The sequence below is a fragment of the Amycolatopsis sp. NBRC 101858 genome, from assembly GCF_030269325.1.
Lineage (GTDB): Bacteria > Actinomycetota > Actinomycetes > Mycobacteriales > Pseudonocardiaceae > Amycolatopsis > Amycolatopsis ponsaeliensis.
The window spans coordinates 230,956-246,470 of sequence record NZ_BSTD01000007.1 but is presented as its reverse complement, the minus strand read 5'-3'; the positions used below and the strand labels follow the sequence as shown (position 1 = coordinate 246,470).

Here is a 15,515-nt window from a genome sequence, read left to right as displayed (position 1 = left end):
CCGTAAGATAGGTGCGGAGGTGGACAGACGGGTATGGGCGATCCTCAGGTGGACGACTTGCTCCAAGCCGTGGTCAGCGCCCCGGTGGGGCAGGCTGCCGGTCTGGATGACGAGCTCGCCGCGTTGTTCGGGCGGATACCGGTCGTGTTCGCCGTGATGTCCGGTTCGCGGCTCGTCGTCGACAGCGCGAATCCGGCCTTCCTGGCCGCCACCGGTATGACGGCCGACCAGCTCGGGCTGCCGGTCCAGGACGTCCTCCCCGGCCTCGTCGAGCAGGGGCTCTTCGAACTGCTCGACGACGTCTACCGCACCGGGACGCCGTTCACCGCCCGCGACGGGCAGGTCGTGCTCGGCTCGGGCGAGGCCGCGCGGGAGGCGTTCTTCGACTTCACCTGCGAACCGCGCCGGGACGGGACCGGAACGATCACCGGGGTCACCCTGGTCGGCGTCGAGACCACCGACCTCAAGCACGCGCACCGGGTCGGCGCCGAGCACCGCGCGCTGCTGGAGCAGGTCGTCACCGAAGCCCCGCTGCGCGAGGTCCTCGAGCAGATGGTGCGCGTCATCGAAAGCGCGTCACCCGACGTGCTCGCGTCGGTCCTGCTGGCCGACGACGACGCCGCGCACCTGCACCACGGCGCCGGGCCGAGCCTGCCCGCCTTCTACAACGAGGCGATCGACGGGATCGCCACCGGCGAGGGCATCGGTTCCTGCGGCACCGCCGCCCACCGCCGGGAGCCGGTGATCGTGACTGACATCGCCACTGATCCGCTATGGAAGGACTTCCGCGAGCTCGCCGGCCAGGCCGGGCTGGCGGCGTGCTGGTCGACGCCGATCCTGGACGCCGACGGGCGGCTGCTGGGGACTTTCGCCGTCTACTCCCGCCGCCCGCGCGCGCCGCAGCCCGCCGACCTCGCGGTGAACGCCGTCTTCGCCCGGACCGCCGCCCTGGTCATCGAACGCGACCGGATCACCCGGGCCCGGGACGCCGCGATCGCCCGGGAACACCAGGCTCGCCAAGATCTGGCGTTCGTCCTCGAGACCAGCACGGTCACCGCGCGCGAGCTGGATTACGAAGCCGGGCTGGCCGCTTTGGCCGAGCTGGCGGTGCCGAGGCTGGCGCCGTTGTGCGCCATCGACGTGGAGCAGGACGGCGAGCTGCGCCGCGTCGCTGTGGTCCCCGCGCAGGAAGAGACGGGCTGGACGCCGTCGCCGGCCGGGCGGGCGATGGCCGCGCGGGTCCTCGCATCCGGGCGCAGCGAGAGCGCGGCCCTGCCCGAGCGGGACACCGCGTCGTGGCCGGGTCTGGGTGTCACGCACCGGCTGTGTGTCCCGCTCACCGCGCGCGGGCGGACGTTCGGTGTGCTGAGCCTGCTGACCATCGGGGATCGCGCGGCAGACGGCCACACGGTGGCGCTGGCCGAGGAGATCGCCGGGCGAGCGGCCTTGCACGCGGACAACGCGCGGCACTACACCGAGCGCGCCCAGCTGGCGCGAGACCTGCAGGCCGGCCTGCGCCCGGTCACGCTGCCGGACATCCCCGGGGTGGACGTCGCCGCGTACTACCGGGCGCTGGGGGACGGGCTGACGGTCGGCGGCGACTTCTACGACGTGTTCGACCTCGGCGCCGGCCGCTGGGCGTTCGCCATCGGGGACGTCTGTGGCCACGGCGCCGTCGCGGCGACCACCACCGGCCTGGTCCGCCACACCGCCCGGGCGGTCGCGAAGCTGGTAGCCGGCCCGGTCGCCGTGGTGGAGGCGATCAATACCTCCCTGCTGGACCGGCCCGCGCAGCACAGCCTCGACTTCGTCACGCTCGTCTACGGCCACCTCGAAGTCACCGCGGCCGGTGTCGAGGTGGAGTTCGTGCGGGCCGGTCACCTCGAGCCCTTGGTGCGCCGCGCCGACGGTCGGGTCGAGGTCCTGGCTCCGGACGGCGCCGCGCTCGGTCTGTTCGCCGCGCCGGTGCTGCGGTCCGAACGCGTAGTCCTGAGTGCAGGGGACAGCCTGGTGCTGGTCACCGACGGGCTCACCGAAGCCCAGGCGCCGTCGGGAAGTCAGTTCGGCGACGACCGGCTGCGGCGAACCCTCGCCACATTGCCTCGGACATCGGTCGCGGACGCCGAGACCGTCGTGAACGCCATCGTCGGCGCGGTCGACGAGCACGTCGTGGGCAACGCGGTGCCCGAGGACGACCAAGCCGCTCTCGTGCTGACCGTAGCCTCGGCATGACCACCGCCGGCTCACGCGCATCGATGGCCAGGCGGCTGCAGCTGAGCAGCCGGGCCGAAGGGAACGTCGCGGTTCTGACGGCGGTGGGCGAAGTCGACTGGACGACCGCCGAGAGCCTGGCCGACGCCGCGGAAACCCTGCTCATCACGCAGGGCGCGGTCGTCCTTGATCTGGCCGGTGTGAGCCACCTCAACGCCGAGGGGCTGGGCGCGCTGCTGCGCGTCCGCCGGCACGCCGAGCGCGTCCGGGGGCGCCTGGTCTTGGCGATGGTTCCCGCGGCGGTGGTCCGCCGTCTGAAACGCACGGGCCTGGGTAGTGCGTTCATGACCGCGACCTCGACGGAAGCGGGTATCGTCGCGCTCTCCAGCTGATCCGCGGGCGCTGGTCAGCCGGCGGGGTACTGGGCGTTCTTGAGCAGCCGGGCCAGGTGGACGGCGTTGCGGACGAGCGTCGCGTTCGTAGAAGCGACGGCCTCCGGCGTCTCGTCCAGGTCGTTGTAGTCGCCGCCCTGCATGGCTTCGCCGTTCCAGTACGTGCCGCCCTGGGCCGGGATGCTGAAGCCGGTGTCGTTGAGCGCCTGGAACAGGTCGGCGATGATCTTGTGGGCGCCGTCCTCGTTGCCGACGGCCGCGGCGACGGCGACCTTGCCGAACATCGCCGGCCGGCCTTCGTCGTCGGTTTCGGACAGCTCGGCATCGAGGCGCTCCAGCACCCGCTGGGCGACGCTGGACATGTGCCCCACCCAGGTAGGCGTGGCCACGAGCAGGATGTCGGCGTCAGCGATGTTCTGCCGGATCTGCGGCCACTCGTCACCGTCGCCCATGTCGGCTTCTACGCCGGGACGGACGTCGTGGTCGACGACGCGCACGACCTCGCCGGAGACGTCCTGTGCGGCGAAGAGGTCGAGCAGCTGCTTGGTGATCAGGTCGCTGCTGGATTTAGCCGGCGAGGGCTTGAGGGTGCAGACCAGCGCGAGCACGCGCAGGGTGCCGGTCATCGATACCTCCGTGGTCGGGAACGGGCTCAGCAGGGGACGGCGTCAGATGACGATGTGGTTGCGCAGCTGCTCGAGGGCTCTGGCGAGCAGCCGGGAAACCTGCATTTGCGAAACGCCGATCCGCTCGGCGATCTGGCTCTGCGTCAGCTCGTCCACGAACCGCATCCGGACGATGTCCCGATCGCGAGGGGAGAGCTCGGCCAAGGCGCCCTTCAGCATGAGCCGGTCGTCGGATTTCGTGTACTCGGAGGTGTCGTCCGTGAGCTGGTCGGCGATCGTGAGCGCGTCGTCCCCGCCGCCGATCGGCGCTTCCAGGGAAGACGCCCGGTAGGCGTCCGCGGCGAGGAGTCCTTCTCGGACGGTGTCGACGTCCAGCTCGAGGTGAGTGGCGAGCTCGCTGGGAGTCGGGGAGCGGCCGAGGTCGTGGGACAAGGTGGCGCCGGCCTTGCCAGGGTTTGCTGGAGGTCTTTCAGGCCCCGCGGTACGCGCATCGACCAGCAGGTGTCCCGGAAGTGTCTGCGGACTTCGCCCATGATGGTCGGCACGGCGAAGGACAGGAACTCGCCGCCCTTGCCGGGGTCGAACCGGTCGACGGCGTGGATCAGCCCCGTGCGGGCCACCTGCAGCAAGTCCTCGAAGGGTTCGCCGCGGCCGCTGAAGCGTCGGGCGATGTGTTCGGCCAGCGAGAGGTGCTCGGTGATCAGCTCGGCGCGGAGGGCGTCACGACGGGGGTCCTCGGCCGCGAGCCCGGCTCGTTCGGCGAACACCGGGAGGAAGTGGGCGTATTCGCCGGACCGTCGAGGTGCGGCACGACGACGTCCTCGGCCCGCTGGACTCGTTCGGGTGCTCGGACGACCATGGCGATCTATTACCTATGATCGGCCCGCGCCACACGAGCGATCTGTCGATCACCGATGTGGGGGAGCGCAGGTGTTTCGGCCGCGCGAAGGTGGTATCCGGCGGCCATGACGTCGATCGGTTACTTCCTGTCCTGTGAGCAGTACGGTCCTCGTGAACTCGTTGCCCAGGCCCGGGCGGCGGAACGCGCGGGCTTCGAGCGGCTGTGGATCTCGGACCACTTCCACCCCTGGAACGACGCGCAGGGCCAGAGCCCGTTCGTGTGGTCGGTGATCGGCGCGTTGTCGGAGGCTGTGTCGTTGCCGATCACGACGGCGGTGACGTGCCCGACCGTCCGGATTCACCCGGCCGTGCTGGCGCAGGCCGCGGCCACCGCCGCCGTGCAGCTGGACGGCCGGTTCGTGCTGGGGGTGGGCTCCGGAGAAGCCCTGAACGAGCACGTCCTCGGGGACGCGTGGCCCTCGGCGGGTCAGCGGCTGGAGATGCTGGAGGAAGCCGTCGACGTGATCCGCAAGCTGCACGCGGCGGGGTTGCGCGGCGAAGCGGTCAGCCACCACGGGAAGCACTACGAGGTGCAGGACGCGCGGATCTACACGATGCCGGCCGAGCCGGTGCCGATCTACGTGTCCGGGTTTGGGCCGCAGGCCACCGAGCTGGCCGGGCGGATCGGCGACGGCTACTGCACGGTCGCGGCCGACGCCGATCTCGTGCGTGCTTTCCGCGAAGCGGGTGGTGATGGGAAGCCGGTGCAGGCCGGGATGAAGGTCTGCTGGGACGCCGACGCCGAAGCCGCCATCGACCAGGCGCACCGGCTGTGGCCGAACGACGCGCTGCCCGGCCAGCTGGCGCAGATCCTGCCGCGTCCGGAGGATTTCGAGGCCGCGACGACGTTCGTTCCGCGCGAGGACGTCGAAAAGGCGATCGTGTGCGGCGACGACCCGAAGGCGCATGCGGAACGGGTGCGTCAGTACGTCGATGCCGGTGTCGACGAGATCTACGTGCAGCAGGTCGGTGCCGATCACGAAGGATTCTTCCGGGGCTGGCGGGAGTATGTGCTGCCCGAGTTCCGTTGATCGCGAGGCGAGACGACTCGAAGCAGCGGCCTCCGTTAGCTGTATTGCCCCGTGAGGTTGGGGACGCGGCTGGCGGGAGGTTTGCCAGCGAGTGCGGTGTGGCCGCGATGGTGATTGTAGGTGTGCAACCAGCCCGGTAACACTTCGCGGCGCTCGGTCTCGCAGGTGTAGGGCTGGGCGTAGGCCCACTCGTCGAGTGGTCGCGGTAGCGGAGGGCCCACCGCGCGGCGGTAGTGACCGAGACCTGGAACCGGTCCGCCGCCCGCCGCAACGGCCAGCCCTCCTCGACGACGCACCGGGCCAGGCGCAGTCTCCCGGTCGGAGTGAGGGGTGCGTTAACGTGGGTCACGAGGGCCTCCAGGTCGCCGGTGCAGATGTCGCAATCCACACCGAACCCGGAGGTCCTCCCTCACACCAAGATCATCCGATCACGTGTCGCCCCGTACCCAACCTCCGTGGTCAATACAGTTAGCTGCCGTTTGTCTGCGCGTCTCGCGAAGTGATGGACGGCGAGCCGGAGGAGGACAGCATGGCCGACGGTTCGACCGGGCAAAGGGGCGGGTAATCCGTGCTGAACGGGGGTATGCGGGGAACAAAAGATCACCGAGAAGGGAGCCGCCCGATGCCCGACGTCCGCGAGTATCTCTCCGAGGTCGAGTACCCGTGCGAACGGGGAGAACTGCTGCGCAGTGCGACCGCGCACGGGGCCGGTGAGGACGTCCTCGGTCACCTCGGCAAGCTGCCCGAGCAGCGGTATGAGAACGCCGACGCGGTGCATCGGCTGCTCGGCGACGACGTCGACCCCAGGGAAATGTCCTGAGGACCCGGCCGCCGCTGGGCTCAGCGGGCCACGTCACCCGCGGCTCGCGCCAGTTCCAGCTCCTCCCGTGACTGGAGAGCCAGCACCGGGACTGCCGCGTCCGGCGCGCTGATCAGGGCGTCCTGCTCCCGCGTGCGGGACAGGCCGCCGCTGATGCCCAGCACGCCGAGACCGCCGGCCACGGCTTCGGCGACCTCGGGCTGGTCCCAGCCGATGTCGCCGGTGAACACCAGCGCGTCGATCCGGTCGAGGCTCGCCGCGACCGCCGCCAGCTCCCGGCGGACCCGGTGCTCGAACACCGCCAGCGCGAACCGGGTTTTGACGTCGCCGTCGCGGACCAGGTCGCGGGTGTCGTCGGACGTGCCGGACAGGCCCAGCAGGCCGGAGTGGTGGTAGAGCCCGTCTTCCAGCTCGTCGACGGACAGTTTGCCTTCCCGCAGCAGCCACAGCAGCATGCCCGGGTCCACCGTGCCGGACCGTTTGGTCATCATCGTGCCTTCCAGGGGTGTGAAGCCCATGGAGGTGTCGACGCTGCGTCCGCGGGAGACCGCGCAGACCGAGCAGCCGCCGGACAGGTGCGCCACCAGCAGGTTCAGCTCGGCGGTGGGGCGGTCCAGGAGTTGCGCCGCTCGCCGAGTCGCCCAGCTGAAGGACCAGCCGTGGAAGCCGTAGCGGCGCAGGTTCCACTGGGTCCGCCAGCGCGCCGGCAGCGGGTACGTGTGGGCCACGGCCGGGATCGTCCGATGGAATGCAGTGTCCGGGCAGACGACGTGCGTCGCGTCCGGTAGCAGCTTGGTGAGCTGGTCCAGCAGCTTTTCGGTCTTCGGCACGTGCTCCGGGGCAAGCGACCGGGCGGCCGCGATCGCTTCGCGTACCGCCGGGGTGACTACGGTGGGCTCGACGAGGTCCGGGCCACCGTGCACGAGCCGGTGCGCGACCACGTCGACTGTGCCGTACGTGTCCACAACGGACTCGACGTCGTCCACTTCGGTCGCGTCGTTGCCGTCCACCACGTGCAGCCGCAGACTGCCCGACCCCGGGTTGACCGTCAGGACCTTCATCGCGCCCACCGCCAGCTGGTGATCTCGGCGGCATCTTCGCCGTCGCGGTAGGCCACGTCGAGCAGCTCGTCGCGGCGGTGTTGGAAGTCGCGGGCCAGATCGCCGCCGGCCGACGACCAGCCGCGGGCGCGGCCGACGGCGTCGGCGGCGAGGTCGTGGCGGGTCATCCGGTTGCTGGCCAGCAGGGCGAACGGTGTGGTCGTGGTCCCTTCCTCGAGGTAGCGGTGCACGTGGAAGCGCTGCGTGTCGCGACGGCCGTGCAGCACCTCGTGCACGGCGGACGGGTAGCCGTGGAACGCGAAGATCACCGGTACGTCGTCGCCGAAGCAGTCGGCGAACGCCTCGTCGGACAGGCCGTTGGGGTGCCGGTCGGCCGGGCACAGCGAGAGCAGGTCGACGACGTTCACCACCCGCACCCGCAGGTCGGGAGCCGCGTCGACCAGCAGCTGCGCCGCGGCGAGCGTCTCCAGGGTCGGCGTGGTCCCGGCGCACGCGAGCACGACGTCGGCCTCGCCCTCGTGGCCGGCCCACGGCCAGACGGCGGCGCCGGCGCGGCAGTGGGCGCGGGCCTCCTCGGGGGACAGCCACACCGGACCGCTCTGCTTGCCGGCGACGACGACGTTGATCAGGCCGGTCGAGGACAGGCAGCGGTGCATGGTTTCCAGCAGGGTGTTGGCGTCCGGCGGGAAGTAGATCCGTGCGGTGTCGGCCTTCTTGGTGAGCATCTGGTTGATGAAGCCGGGGCCCTGGTGGCTGTAGCCGTTGTGCTCCTGGCGCCAGCCGTCGCTGGTGAGCAGGTAGTTCAGGCTCGCCACCGGCGCCCGCCAGGGCACTTCGCCGGACATCTTGAGGAACTTGGCGTACTGGTTCACCATACTGTCCACAATGGACACGAAGGCTTCGTAGCACGGGAAGAGGCCGTGGCGTCCGGTGAGCAGGTAGCCCTGCAGCCAGCCCTGGCAGAGGTGTTCGGACAGCACCTCCAGGACCCGGCCCCGGCGGCCGAGGTGCTCGGTGTAGCCGGGGACGTCCCGGTCGAACTGCCGGTCGGTGACCTCGAGCAGCGCGCCGAGTTTGTTGGACTCCAGCTCGTCGGGGCAGACGACGCGGAACGTCTCCGGTGCCTGCCGCACCAGCTCGGCCAGCCAGCCGCCGAGGACTTCCGTCGGGCTTTCCTGCGCCGCGCCGGGCCCGCTCACCTCGACGGCGAACTTCCCCAGGTCCGGCAGCGGGAGATCCTGCCGGAGCATGCCGCCGTTGGCCTGCGGGACGCGCCCGAGTCGCAGCGACGGTTCCGGCGGCACGGTGAGCAGGTCCTCGGCGGGGACGCCGTCGGCGTCGAACAGCTCCTCGGGCCGGTAGGACCGCAGCCACCGCTCCAGCTCGGCGAGCTGGTCCGGGTCGTCGGCAGCGCCCGGCAGCGGGACCTGGTGAGCGTGGAACGTGCCTTCCAGCGGCGTGCCGTCTGGCGAGGTGGCTGGCACGCCCATGCCCTTCGTGCTGCGCAGGACGATCATCGGCGGCGGGCCGGTGTCCTGGCCGTGCGCCCGGGCGAGGGCCTCGGCGAGCGGGGCGTCGGGGTCGTCGGTGCCGCGGACGTCGACGATCAGCGGGGTCCAGCCACAGCCGGTGAAGTAGGCGGTGAGCTCGTCGTCCGACATCGTTTCGTAGAGGGTCGGTGACGCGATCTTGTAGCCGTTGACGTGCAGGATCGGCAGCACCCGCCCGTCACCCGGGCCGGTGAACTTGGGGCTGTGCCAGGACGCCGCGGTCGGGCCGGTCTCGGCCTCGCCGTCGCCGACCACACAGGCGACCAGCAGTCCGGGGTCGTCGAACGCCGCGCCGAAGGCGGTGGCGAGGGCGTAGCCGAGTTCGCCGCCTTCGTGGATGACGCCGGGGACTTCGGGGGAGAGGTGGCTGGGGAAGCCGCCGGGCCAGGAGAACCGGCGGACGAGCTCGGCGAGGCCGTGGCCGTCGAGGGCCAGCTGTGGGTCGTATTCGGCGTGGGTGCCCTCGAGCCAGAGGTTGGCGTGGATCGCCGGGGCGCCGTGACCCGGCCCGGTGACGAGCAGTGTGCGCTGTCCGGTGTCGGCGACCAGCCGATTCAGCCCGGCGTAGATCAGGGTCAGCCCGGGGCAGGTGCCCCAGTGGCCGAGCGGGCGCGGCTTGAGGTGCTCGGACCGCAGCGGTTCGGTCAGCAGGACGTTGTCCTTGAGGTGGATCATCGCCGCGGCCAGGTAGTCGCACGCGCGGCGGTACCGGCGGAGCGTGTCGGTCATCAGTCCGCGACGCCCTTGCTCTGGTCGATGAAGGTCTGCCGCTCCGGGGTCACCCGCAGGATGACGCGTTCGGACTTGATCGCGTCCGGCGGGTAGTCCTCGCCGGTGTACTTCTGGGCGAGTTCGTCGACCTGGCGGCGGGCGCGTTCCCCGGTCTCGACGCCGGTCACCGTGCCGCGGACCTCGGCGTAGCGGTAGGGGTCCTGCTCGTCGCGGATGAGCACGGTGATCCGCGGGTCGCGGGCGACGTTGTGGCACTTGGCCCGGTGGGTCTCGGTGTTGAGCACGATCTCGCCGTCTTCGACGTGCACCCAGATCATCTGGGTCTGCAGCGCGCCGCTGGGCAGCACCGTGGTGACCGCGGCGAAGTTCTTGCCGGTGGCCAGCTCCTCGGTTTCGGGCATCAGCTTCGGGCCGTCTGAAGTGCGGGCAGGCACGGCATCTCCTTCCGATCGGACGCGCGTTTCGACATCTCGGGTAGCCCGGATGATCGATCGGCAAACGGGGTCAGTCCCTGCCGCGTTCGCGCTGCTCGGCGATGACCTGCTGCCCAGCGCCCTCGGCGTCCTCCACGTTCTCGGCCGGCTCGCCTTCACCGGGGTCGTAGAGCGCGTCACGACCGGTGCGGCCGGGATCCGGCGTAGCGGGTCGTGCGATTTCGGGCTGTTCGTTGGGCTCGGTCATGGTTTCCGGTACCCGTTCCGGCCGTGCGCGAATCCGCCGTCAGAGCCAGACCAGCCCGGCGAGGAGGGCGACCCCGGCGAGCAGCCACGCGACGTAGTCCCCGACCTGACCGGAGTGCGCGCGGTGCAGCACGGCCAGGGCGTCGTGCACCGGCTTCGGCACCCGACGGCGTGACCACAGCGCGGTGGCCGCCAGTCCCGCGGTCAGCACCGCCGTCGCCGCCGCGGTCAGCAGGCCGGACCCGGTCCACGTCGGCGTGGCCTCCGCCGCCGCGCGTGACGCCGGCAGCGTCGGCAGGACGTCGTGCAGGTAGCCCACCCGGTCCGCGGCCTGCGCGCCGGCCGACGCCGCCACGTCCCGCAGCCACGGGAAGACGCCGACGGCGAGCGCGGACCCGAGCAGCACGGCAATCGCCGCGAGCATCGGCAACGGGGTCCGCCGGATCGACGTCTCGGTCTCGGGTTCCTCGTCGGTGCCGGCGGTCGTGTCCGCCGACTCCTCCACCGGCGGGCGACCGAGTCCGAAGTAGACACGCAACCCGGCCCGCAGCGCAGCCGCCGCCGTCACCGCGGACATCACCACGAAAACCACCGCGAGCCAACCCGGTCCCGCGTGCTCGGCCGCGTCCTTGCCCAGCGCGAGCCCGAATGGTGGGAGCCCGGCCAGCGCGGCCGCCGCAATCAGGAACAGCACCGCCTCCGGTCGGGAGTGCGTCGCGCGGCCGAACAGCTCGTCCTCGTCGACGCTGCCGTAACGGTCCATCAGCACGCCCGCCAGCAGGAACAGCGCACCCTTGGCGCCCGCGTGCCCCAGCACCGAGAGCAGGAACGCCGTCGTCGCCTCGCCGCCCGAGACGGCCAGCCCGCAGAGGAACAGCCCGATGTGGGCGATCGTCGAATAGGCCAGCAAACGTTTGATATGCCGCTGCGTGAAGCACAGAACAGCACCGAGCACGGCGCTCGCGAGCCCGGCCACCAGGAAGACCCGGCTCACGGTGGCGTCGTCGAACACGCCGCCGAACACGGTCGTCCGGACGCGCAGCACCCCGTAGAGCCCGAGTTCGACCATGACGCCGGAGAACAGCACACACACCGGCGTCGGCGCGACGGCGTGGGCGTCGGCCAGCCAGAAGTGGAACGGCACGGCCGCCGCCTTCACCAGCAGCCCGGTGCAGACGAGCACAAAGGCCGCGACGACCACCGCGTCCGCCGGGCGGCCATCGAGCGCGACGCCGAGCTGAGCCAGCCCGAGCTGCCCGCCCCGGGCGTAGAGCAGGCCGATGCCCATCAGCGTGAAGTACGCGCCGAGGGAGTTCACCACGCCGAAGTTGAACGCGCCCTGCACCGAGTCGGCCTCTTCGATCCGGTACCCGGTCAGGGCATAGGCGACGCCGCTCATCAGCTCGAAGAACACGAACAGCGTGAACAGGTCGCCGGTGAACAGGAACCCGAGCATGCCGGTCAGGAACAGCAGCATCATCGCGTGGTAGCGGGCCTCGACGGCCTTGAAGTAGCGCCAGCTGTAGAGCAGCGCGCAGACCATCAGGAACGACGCCAGGACCGCGAACGCCGTGTTCAGCCCGTCCGCGACGAGGACGATGCCCACCGAGCGCGTGCCGTCCGGCCGTTGCCCGCCGAGCCAGCCGACGACCCGCTCGTGCCGGGCGGTGGCCAGCAGGACCACGCACAGCACGCAGACCGCGGCGGCCGTCGCGGTGGCGGTGACGTCGACGACCGCGCGGGGGAGCGTCCGGCCGAGCCCGAGCAGCAGGCATGCGACCAGCAGCGGCACGGCGACGGCGAGGGCGGGCAGGATCGTCATGGGTCAGCCGCGCAGCGCGCGGAGTTCGTCCGGGTCGACGGTGCCGTGCCGGCGCGAGATCTGCAGCGTCAGCGCGAGCAGCAGCGCGGTGATCGTCGCCGAGACGACGATGTCGGTGAGCGTCATGGCCTGCACCATCGGGTCGACGACCGGCTGGGCCTGTCCGGGCGTCACGATCGGCGTGCCGGCCTGGTCCTGGTAGCCGATGGCCAGCAGCAGGACGTAGGTGCCGGACTGGGCGACCGACAGCGAGACGACGGTGTGCACGAGGTGGCGGCTGCGCATGATCCCGGCGCAGCCGAGCAGCAGCAGCCAGGCGGCGACGCCGTAACAGGCGATCGAGACGATGCCGGTCATGTCGAGTCCTCCTCGAGCCCGTGCACGAAGAACCGCGACAGCAGCACGACGAGCCCGGCCGCGACCTCGATGCCGACCAGCACGCTCAGCACCGGCACGATCCCGGCCGAGAGCAGCGAGCCGAACTCGCCCAGCGGCAGCACGTTCGCCAGGAACGAGCCGCCGACGGCCAGCCCCACCAGCCCGGTGACGACGTACAGGCCGGTCGCGGCCGCTTCGGCGTACTCGCACCAGTCCAGCGGGCGCAGCCGCGCCAGCGCCCGGTAGCTGCCGGAGAGGTAGAGCAGGTGCCAGCCGGTCGCGAGGACGACGCCGCCCTGGAAGCCGCCGCCGGGCGTGAGGTGGCCGTGGACCACGATGTCGAGCCCGAGCAGCACGGTAACCGGCAGCAGCAGGTAGCCGGCCAGCTTCACGGCGGGCAGGACGTATCCGCTGTCGTCCGGCTTCGGCCGGGCCCGGGACTTCGGCGGCTGCAGCAGCGCGAGCGTCCCGACGACCGCGGCAGCGACGATCGTCTCCTCGCCGAGGGTGTCGAACGCGCGCAGGTCGAAGTTGACCGACGACACCAGGTTCGGCGTGACGCGCTGGAAACCTTGCGGCAGCACGAGATCCCGGTAGACGTGTGCGGCCGCACCGACCGCCGGCATGCGCGTGAATGCCGCCACGAACAGCGCGGCGACCCCGGCCAGCCCGATCCCGCCGACGACGTCGCGGGTCCTCATCGCTTGCCGACCTTCCGCAGCGTCAGCAGCACGAGCAGCGGGACGACGGCCGCGCCGACCGCGAGTTCGGACAGCGCGACATCCGGGGCCTGGAACACGACAAGCAGCACGGTCAGGCAGAACGAGAACACCGAGAGGGTGATCGCCTGCCGCTTCGGGTCGTGCGTCGCGACGACGGCGAACCCGGACACGGCGACCAGGGCGAGCGCGACGAGCAGCACGGCGGTCGTCATGCCGGGAACTCCTCGTCGATCTCGCCGCGGCGGCGCGCCTCCAACCGCGCGGTGGCGGTCTGCAGGATCGGGCCGGTGAGGGCGAGCAGGACGACCGTGACGACGATCGCGCCCGAACCGAGGTGCACGCCGTTCACGAGCACCAGCCCGGCGCCGATCAGCGGCGCGCCGAGCGTCGTCACCGGCGAAAGGAGGTGCAGCCGGGTCAGCAGGTCCCGCGCCCGCAGCATCCCGGCGGCCGACACGAGGACGACGGCGACCCCGGCGAACACGAGGATCTGTGCGACTAGCGTCATCGCGTCCCCAGCAGCCGGGCGAAGACGAGCGTGCCGGCGAAGGCGAGCACGGTCAGCGTCAACGGCAGGATGATCGCGCTCGACGGGCCGTAGGCCTGCACGAGCAACAGCAGCGTCAGCACGGTGACGGCGCCCGCGAGCTGCATCCCGGCCAGGCGTTCGACGGCGCCGCCGCGGGACGCCAGCCACAACGCGGGCCCGAGCCCGCCCGCCATGAGCAGCACGGCGGCGAGCAGCAGCCACGTCATCGCGTCACCCGATCGAGCGTCCCGGACCGGCCCGGGAGCAGCCGGTGCACGAGGAGCCGGTTTTCGTCCGGCGGGCTCGTGACGACCATCGTGCCGGGCGTGCAGCCGACAACGACGGTGGCGACGGCGAGCCGGGCTTCGTGCTCCGGCTCCGGTTCGTCCGTGACGGTGACCTCGTCGAAGGTGCCGGCCGACGGGTGCCGGAAGACGGTGACGAGCGCGGCAGCGGTCTCCCGGACAGCTGCCACGGGCACCGAAACCCACCACTTCAGCCAGGCAGCCTGAGGCCGCCAGGACCCGCGCATGGCCCGGCGCGCGAAGTACGCCGCGGAGGCGCAGGGAACGGCAGCCACCGCGGCCGCGACCAGTTCGGGCGCCGACGGCGTGGCCAGGGTGAGCACCCACAGCCCGGTCAGCGCGAGCCACCACACCACGATCTCGGCTGTCGCCCGCATCCGCCACCTCCGGCTCGGGTGCTACCCGTTCCTCGACGGCGTCAATCGGCGCCGGGCTCCCGGGCCGCCCGGTCACGACGTACCTCGGTCAGCCCGCCGGGGTCGCCGCTGGTCGGCAGGTGGCCGCCGAGGGCTTCGATCCGGCGGATCGCGGGCTCGGCGAGCACGCCGTGGACCAAGACCGACAGGGCGACGGCGAGGGCACCGACCCGCCAGAGCACGTCCTGCCCGGGCACGGGGAAGCGGTCGAGGGCGTAGGCGAGGTAGAAGATCGTCCCGATCCCGCGCACGCCGAAGAACGCGATCGCGCCCGAGGCGTGCGGCCCAGCCGAGGAGCCGAGCAGCGACAGCCAGCCCACCACCGGCCGGATGACCAGCACCGCGACCCCCGCCACCAGCAGCTCGACGACGGAGAAGCCGCGCAGCAGCCCGTCACCGAGGGCCAGGCCGAGACCGAGCAGGGCGATCGCGACGAACAGCCGTTCCAGCTGGCGGCCGAAGGAGTGCAGCACCTCGTGGTAGTCGTGGGACCGCTCTTCGGTGCGCACCGCGACGGCGGCGACGAACACGGCCACGAACCCGTTGCCGTGCACGAGTTCCGCGACCGCGTACGGGAGGAACGCCAGGGCGACCAGCACGAGGCCGTCGGCGTAGTCGGCCAGCCGGAACCGGGACGACGACGTGCGGAACATCGCCCACCCGAGCAGCCGTCCGGCGCCCAGCCCGACCAGGACCCCGATGGCCACCGGCAGCAGCAGGGCCACGAGGACCCACCGGACGTCCAGCTCCGGCCGCTGCCCGGCGAGTGCCAGTGCCAGCAGCACGAAGGGCATGGTGAGGCCGTCGTTCAGGCCGGCTTCGATTGTGAGGGTGGAGCGGATCTCGTTGTCGCGCGCCTGTTCCGGGTGCGCGTCGGGCGAGGGGACGCCGACCTCGCCGGCGAGCACCGGGTCGGTCGGGGCCAGCACCGCGCCCAGCAGGATCGCGACGGCTGGGGTCAGGGCCAGCCACCACCAGCCGAGCAGGGCGACGACGGCGATCATCACCGGCATCGTGATGCCGAGCAGCCGCCAAGCCGACGCCCAGCGGCGCAGCCCGAACGGGCGGTCGACCGACAGCCCGGCCCCGGCGAGGGAGACGAGGATGCCCAGCTGGGCGAACGATTCGACGCTCGTCAGGTGGGCGGTGGGGTCGGCCCAGCCATTGCCGTAGGGCGCCGGCAGGGGCAGCAGGCCGAGCCCGACGCCGGCGATCAGCATGACCAGCGGGGTCGAGAACGGCCGCTCGGCGACCAGTTTCGGCAGGACCGCCGCGGCCAGCGCGAGCAGCCCGGCGACACCGAAGAGGACTGTCAACATCGACACCGGACACCTGCTGAT

The 15,515-nt window shown here is 71.5% G+C and carries 17 protein-coding genes and 3 pseudogenes; 4 read left to right on the top strand and 16 right to left on the bottom strand.

The window, feature by feature from the left end; all coding sequences use genetic code 11:
* Window positions 1-33: 33 nt before the first annotated feature.
* Window positions 34-2,232, top strand: a complete 2,199-nt coding sequence (locus QSK39_RS44655) for a GAF domain-containing SpoIIE family protein phosphatase (protein WP_285483872.1) — start codon at window positions 34-36, stop codon at window positions 2,230-2,232.
* On the top strand, window positions 2,229-2,603 hold the full coding sequence (locus tag QSK39_RS44650; protein WP_285483871.1) for an STAS domain-containing protein: 375 nt from the start codon (window positions 2,229-2,231) through the stop codon (window positions 2,601-2,603). Before QSK39_RS44655 ends, QSK39_RS44650 begins: the two co-directional genes overlap by 4 nt.
* A 14-nt stretch (window positions 2,604-2,617) precedes the next feature.
* On the opposite strand, the gene QSK39_RS44645 is transcribed toward QSK39_RS44650, so the two are convergent.
* Together QSK39_RS44645 and QSK39_RS44640 are read right to left on the bottom strand one after the other, a co-directional pair.
* Complete coding sequence (locus QSK39_RS44645; protein ID WP_285483870.1) at window positions 2,618-3,229, bottom strand: flavodoxin family protein; 612 nt, start codon at window positions 3,227-3,229, stop codon at window positions 2,618-2,620.
* A gap of 42 nt (window positions 3,230-3,271) precedes the next feature.
* A pseudogene (locus QSK39_RS44640) lies at window positions 3,272-3,996 on the bottom strand (SigB/SigF/SigG family RNA polymerase sigma factor).
* Window positions 3,997-4,194: 198 nt separating this feature from the next.
* Here QSK39_RS44640 and QSK39_RS44635 point away from each other — a divergent pair.
* Window positions 4,195-5,160: a TIGR03557 family F420-dependent LLM class oxidoreductase gene (locus tag QSK39_RS44635; protein ID WP_285483869.1), complete on the top strand. Its 966-nt coding sequence runs from the start codon at window positions 4,195-4,197 to the stop codon at window positions 5,158-5,160.
* Between the two features lie 35 nt (window positions 5,161-5,195).
* On the opposite strand, the pseudogene QSK39_RS44630 reads toward QSK39_RS44635, so the two are convergent.
* Window positions 5,196-5,354 (bottom strand): annotated as a pseudogene (locus QSK39_RS44630) (integrase core domain-containing protein); the annotation flags it as partial.
* Window positions 5,312-5,509: pseudogene (locus tag QSK39_RS44625) on the bottom strand (helix-turn-helix domain-containing protein); the annotation flags it as partial. The pseudogenes QSK39_RS44630 and QSK39_RS44625, both read right to left, overlap by 43 nt.
* Before the next feature lie 273 nt (window positions 5,510-5,782).
* On the opposite strand from QSK39_RS44625, the gene QSK39_RS44620 reads away from it, so the two are divergent.
* Entirely contained in the window at window positions 5,783-5,980 is a 198-nt protein-coding gene (locus QSK39_RS44620) for a DUF2795 domain-containing protein (RefSeq protein ID WP_285483868.1), read from the top strand.
* Window positions 5,981-6,000: 20 nt separating this feature from the next.
* Here the strand turns inward: QSK39_RS44620 and QSK39_RS44615 are convergent, their stop codons facing one another.
* From QSK39_RS44615 to QSK39_RS44560, 12 genes are all read right to left on the bottom strand, one after another.
* Window positions 6,001-7,041 (bottom strand): acetate/propionate family kinase, encoded by a 1,041-nt coding sequence (locus tag QSK39_RS44615; RefSeq protein ID WP_502873371.1) that lies wholly within the window; start codon window positions 7,039-7,041, stop codon window positions 6,001-6,003.
* Entirely contained in the window at window positions 7,038-9,320 is a 2,283-nt protein-coding gene (locus tag QSK39_RS44610) for a phosphoketolase family protein (protein ID WP_285483866.1), read from the bottom strand. The genes QSK39_RS44615 and QSK39_RS44610 overlap by 4 nt, the downstream gene beginning before the upstream one ends.
* Window positions 9,320-9,757, bottom strand: coding sequence for a PPOX class F420-dependent oxidoreductase (locus QSK39_RS44605; RefSeq protein WP_285483865.1), 438 nt, complete (start codon window positions 9,755-9,757; stop codon window positions 9,320-9,322). Before QSK39_RS44605 ends, QSK39_RS44610 begins: the two co-directional genes overlap by 1 nt.
* A 70-nt stretch (window positions 9,758-9,827) precedes the next feature.
* Complete coding sequence (locus QSK39_RS44600) at window positions 9,828-10,004, bottom strand: hypothetical protein (RefSeq protein WP_285483864.1); 177 nt, start codon at window positions 10,002-10,004, stop codon at window positions 9,828-9,830.
* A gap of 39 nt (window positions 10,005-10,043) precedes the next feature.
* On the bottom strand, window positions 10,044-11,825 hold the full coding sequence (locus tag QSK39_RS44595) for a complex I subunit 5 family protein (RefSeq protein WP_285483863.1): 1,782 nt from the start codon (window positions 11,823-11,825) through the stop codon (window positions 10,044-10,046).
* 3 nt (window positions 11,826-11,828) lie between these two features.
* Complete coding sequence (locus QSK39_RS44590) at window positions 11,829-12,182, bottom strand: NADH-quinone oxidoreductase subunit K (protein WP_285483862.1); 354 nt, start codon at window positions 12,180-12,182, stop codon at window positions 11,829-11,831.
* Window positions 12,179-12,904, bottom strand: a complete 726-nt coding sequence (locus tag QSK39_RS44585; RefSeq protein ID WP_285483861.1) for an MnhB domain-containing protein — start codon at window positions 12,902-12,904, stop codon at window positions 12,179-12,181. Before QSK39_RS44585 ends, QSK39_RS44590 begins: the two co-directional genes overlap by 4 nt.
* Complete coding sequence (locus QSK39_RS44580; protein WP_285483860.1) at window positions 12,901-13,137, bottom strand: Na(+)/H(+) antiporter subunit B; 237 nt, start codon at window positions 13,135-13,137, stop codon at window positions 12,901-12,903. The genes QSK39_RS44585 and QSK39_RS44580 overlap by 4 nt, the downstream gene beginning before the upstream one ends.
* Entirely contained in the window at window positions 13,134-13,433 is a 300-nt protein-coding gene (locus QSK39_RS44575; RefSeq protein ID WP_285483859.1) for a cation:proton antiporter, read from the bottom strand. Before QSK39_RS44575 ends, QSK39_RS44580 begins: the two co-directional genes overlap by 4 nt.
* The gene (locus tag QSK39_RS44570; RefSeq protein WP_285483858.1) at window positions 13,430-13,681 is read right to left on the bottom strand and encodes a monovalent cation/H+ antiporter complex subunit F; all 252 of its coding nucleotides are present in this window, start codon (window positions 13,679-13,681) and stop codon (window positions 13,430-13,432) included. Before QSK39_RS44570 ends, QSK39_RS44575 begins: the two co-directional genes overlap by 4 nt.
* The gene (locus QSK39_RS44565; RefSeq protein ID WP_285483857.1) at window positions 13,678-14,136 is read right to left on the bottom strand and encodes a Na+/H+ antiporter subunit E; all 459 of its coding nucleotides are present in this window, start codon (window positions 14,134-14,136) and stop codon (window positions 13,678-13,680) included. Before QSK39_RS44565 ends, QSK39_RS44570 begins: the two co-directional genes overlap by 4 nt.
* Window positions 14,137-14,177: 41 nt before the next feature.
* Window positions 14,178-15,494, bottom strand: coding sequence for a cation:proton antiporter (locus QSK39_RS44560; protein ID WP_285483856.1), 1,317 nt, complete (start codon window positions 15,492-15,494; stop codon window positions 14,178-14,180).
* Window positions 15,495-15,515 lie beyond the last annotated feature (21 nt).

Bases quoted from the DNA above. Each gene is read 5' to 3' on its own strand.
- QSK39_RS44620 (WP_285483868.1), top strand. From the start codon at position 5,783: ATGCCCGACGTCCGCGAGTATCTCTCCGAGGTCGAGTACCCGTGCGAA.
- QSK39_RS44645 (WP_285483870.1), bottom strand. From the start codon at position 3,229: ATGACCGGCACCCTGCGCGTGCTCGCGCTGGTCTGCACCCTCAAGCCC.
- QSK39_RS44585 (WP_285483861.1), bottom strand. From the start codon at position 12,904: ATGAGGACCCGCGACGTCGTCGGCGGGATCGGGCTGGCCGGGGTCGCC.
- QSK39_RS44655 (WP_285483872.1), top strand. From the start codon at position 34: ATGGGCGATCCTCAGGTGGACGACTTGCTCCAAGCCGTGGTCAGCGCC.
- QSK39_RS44600 (WP_285483864.1), bottom strand. From the start codon at position 10,004: ATGACCGAGCCCAACGAACAGCCCGAAATCGCACGACCCGCTACGCCG.
- QSK39_RS44580 (WP_285483860.1), bottom strand. From the start codon at position 13,137: ATGACGACCGCCGTGCTGCTCGTCGCGCTCGCCCTGGTCGCCGTGTCC.
- QSK39_RS44590 (WP_285483862.1), bottom strand. From the start codon at position 12,182: ATGACCGGCATCGTCTCGATCGCCTGTTACGGCGTCGCCGCCTGGCTG.
- QSK39_RS44650 (WP_285483871.1), top strand. From the start codon at position 2,229: ATGACCACCGCCGGCTCACGCGCATCGATGGCCAGGCGGCTGCAGCTG.
- QSK39_RS44560 (WP_285483856.1), bottom strand. From the start codon at position 15,494: ATGTTGACAGTCCTCTTCGGTGTCGCCGGGCTGCTCGCGCTGGCCGCG.
- QSK39_RS44635 (WP_285483869.1), top strand. From the start codon at position 4,195: ATGACGTCGATCGGTTACTTCCTGTCCTGTGAGCAGTACGGTCCTCGT.
- QSK39_RS44610 (WP_285483866.1), bottom strand. From the start codon at position 9,320: ATGACCGACACGCTCCGCCGGTACCGCCGCGCGTGCGACTACCTGGCC.
- QSK39_RS44595 (WP_285483863.1), bottom strand. From the start codon at position 11,825: ATGACGATCCTGCCCGCCCTCGCCGTCGCCGTGCCGCTGCTGGTCGCA.
- QSK39_RS44575 (WP_285483859.1), bottom strand. From the start codon at position 13,433: ATGACGCTAGTCGCACAGATCCTCGTGTTCGCCGGGGTCGCCGTCGTC.
- QSK39_RS44570 (WP_285483858.1), bottom strand. From the start codon at position 13,681: ATGACGTGGCTGCTGCTCGCCGCCGTGCTGCTCATGGCGGGCGGGCTC.
- QSK39_RS44565 (WP_285483857.1), bottom strand. From the start codon at position 14,136: ATGCGGGCGACAGCCGAGATCGTGGTGTGGTGGCTCGCGCTGACCGGG.
- QSK39_RS44615 (WP_502873371.1), bottom strand. From the start codon at position 7,041: ATGAAGGTCCTGACGGTCAACCCGGGGTCGGGCAGTCTGCGGCTGCAC.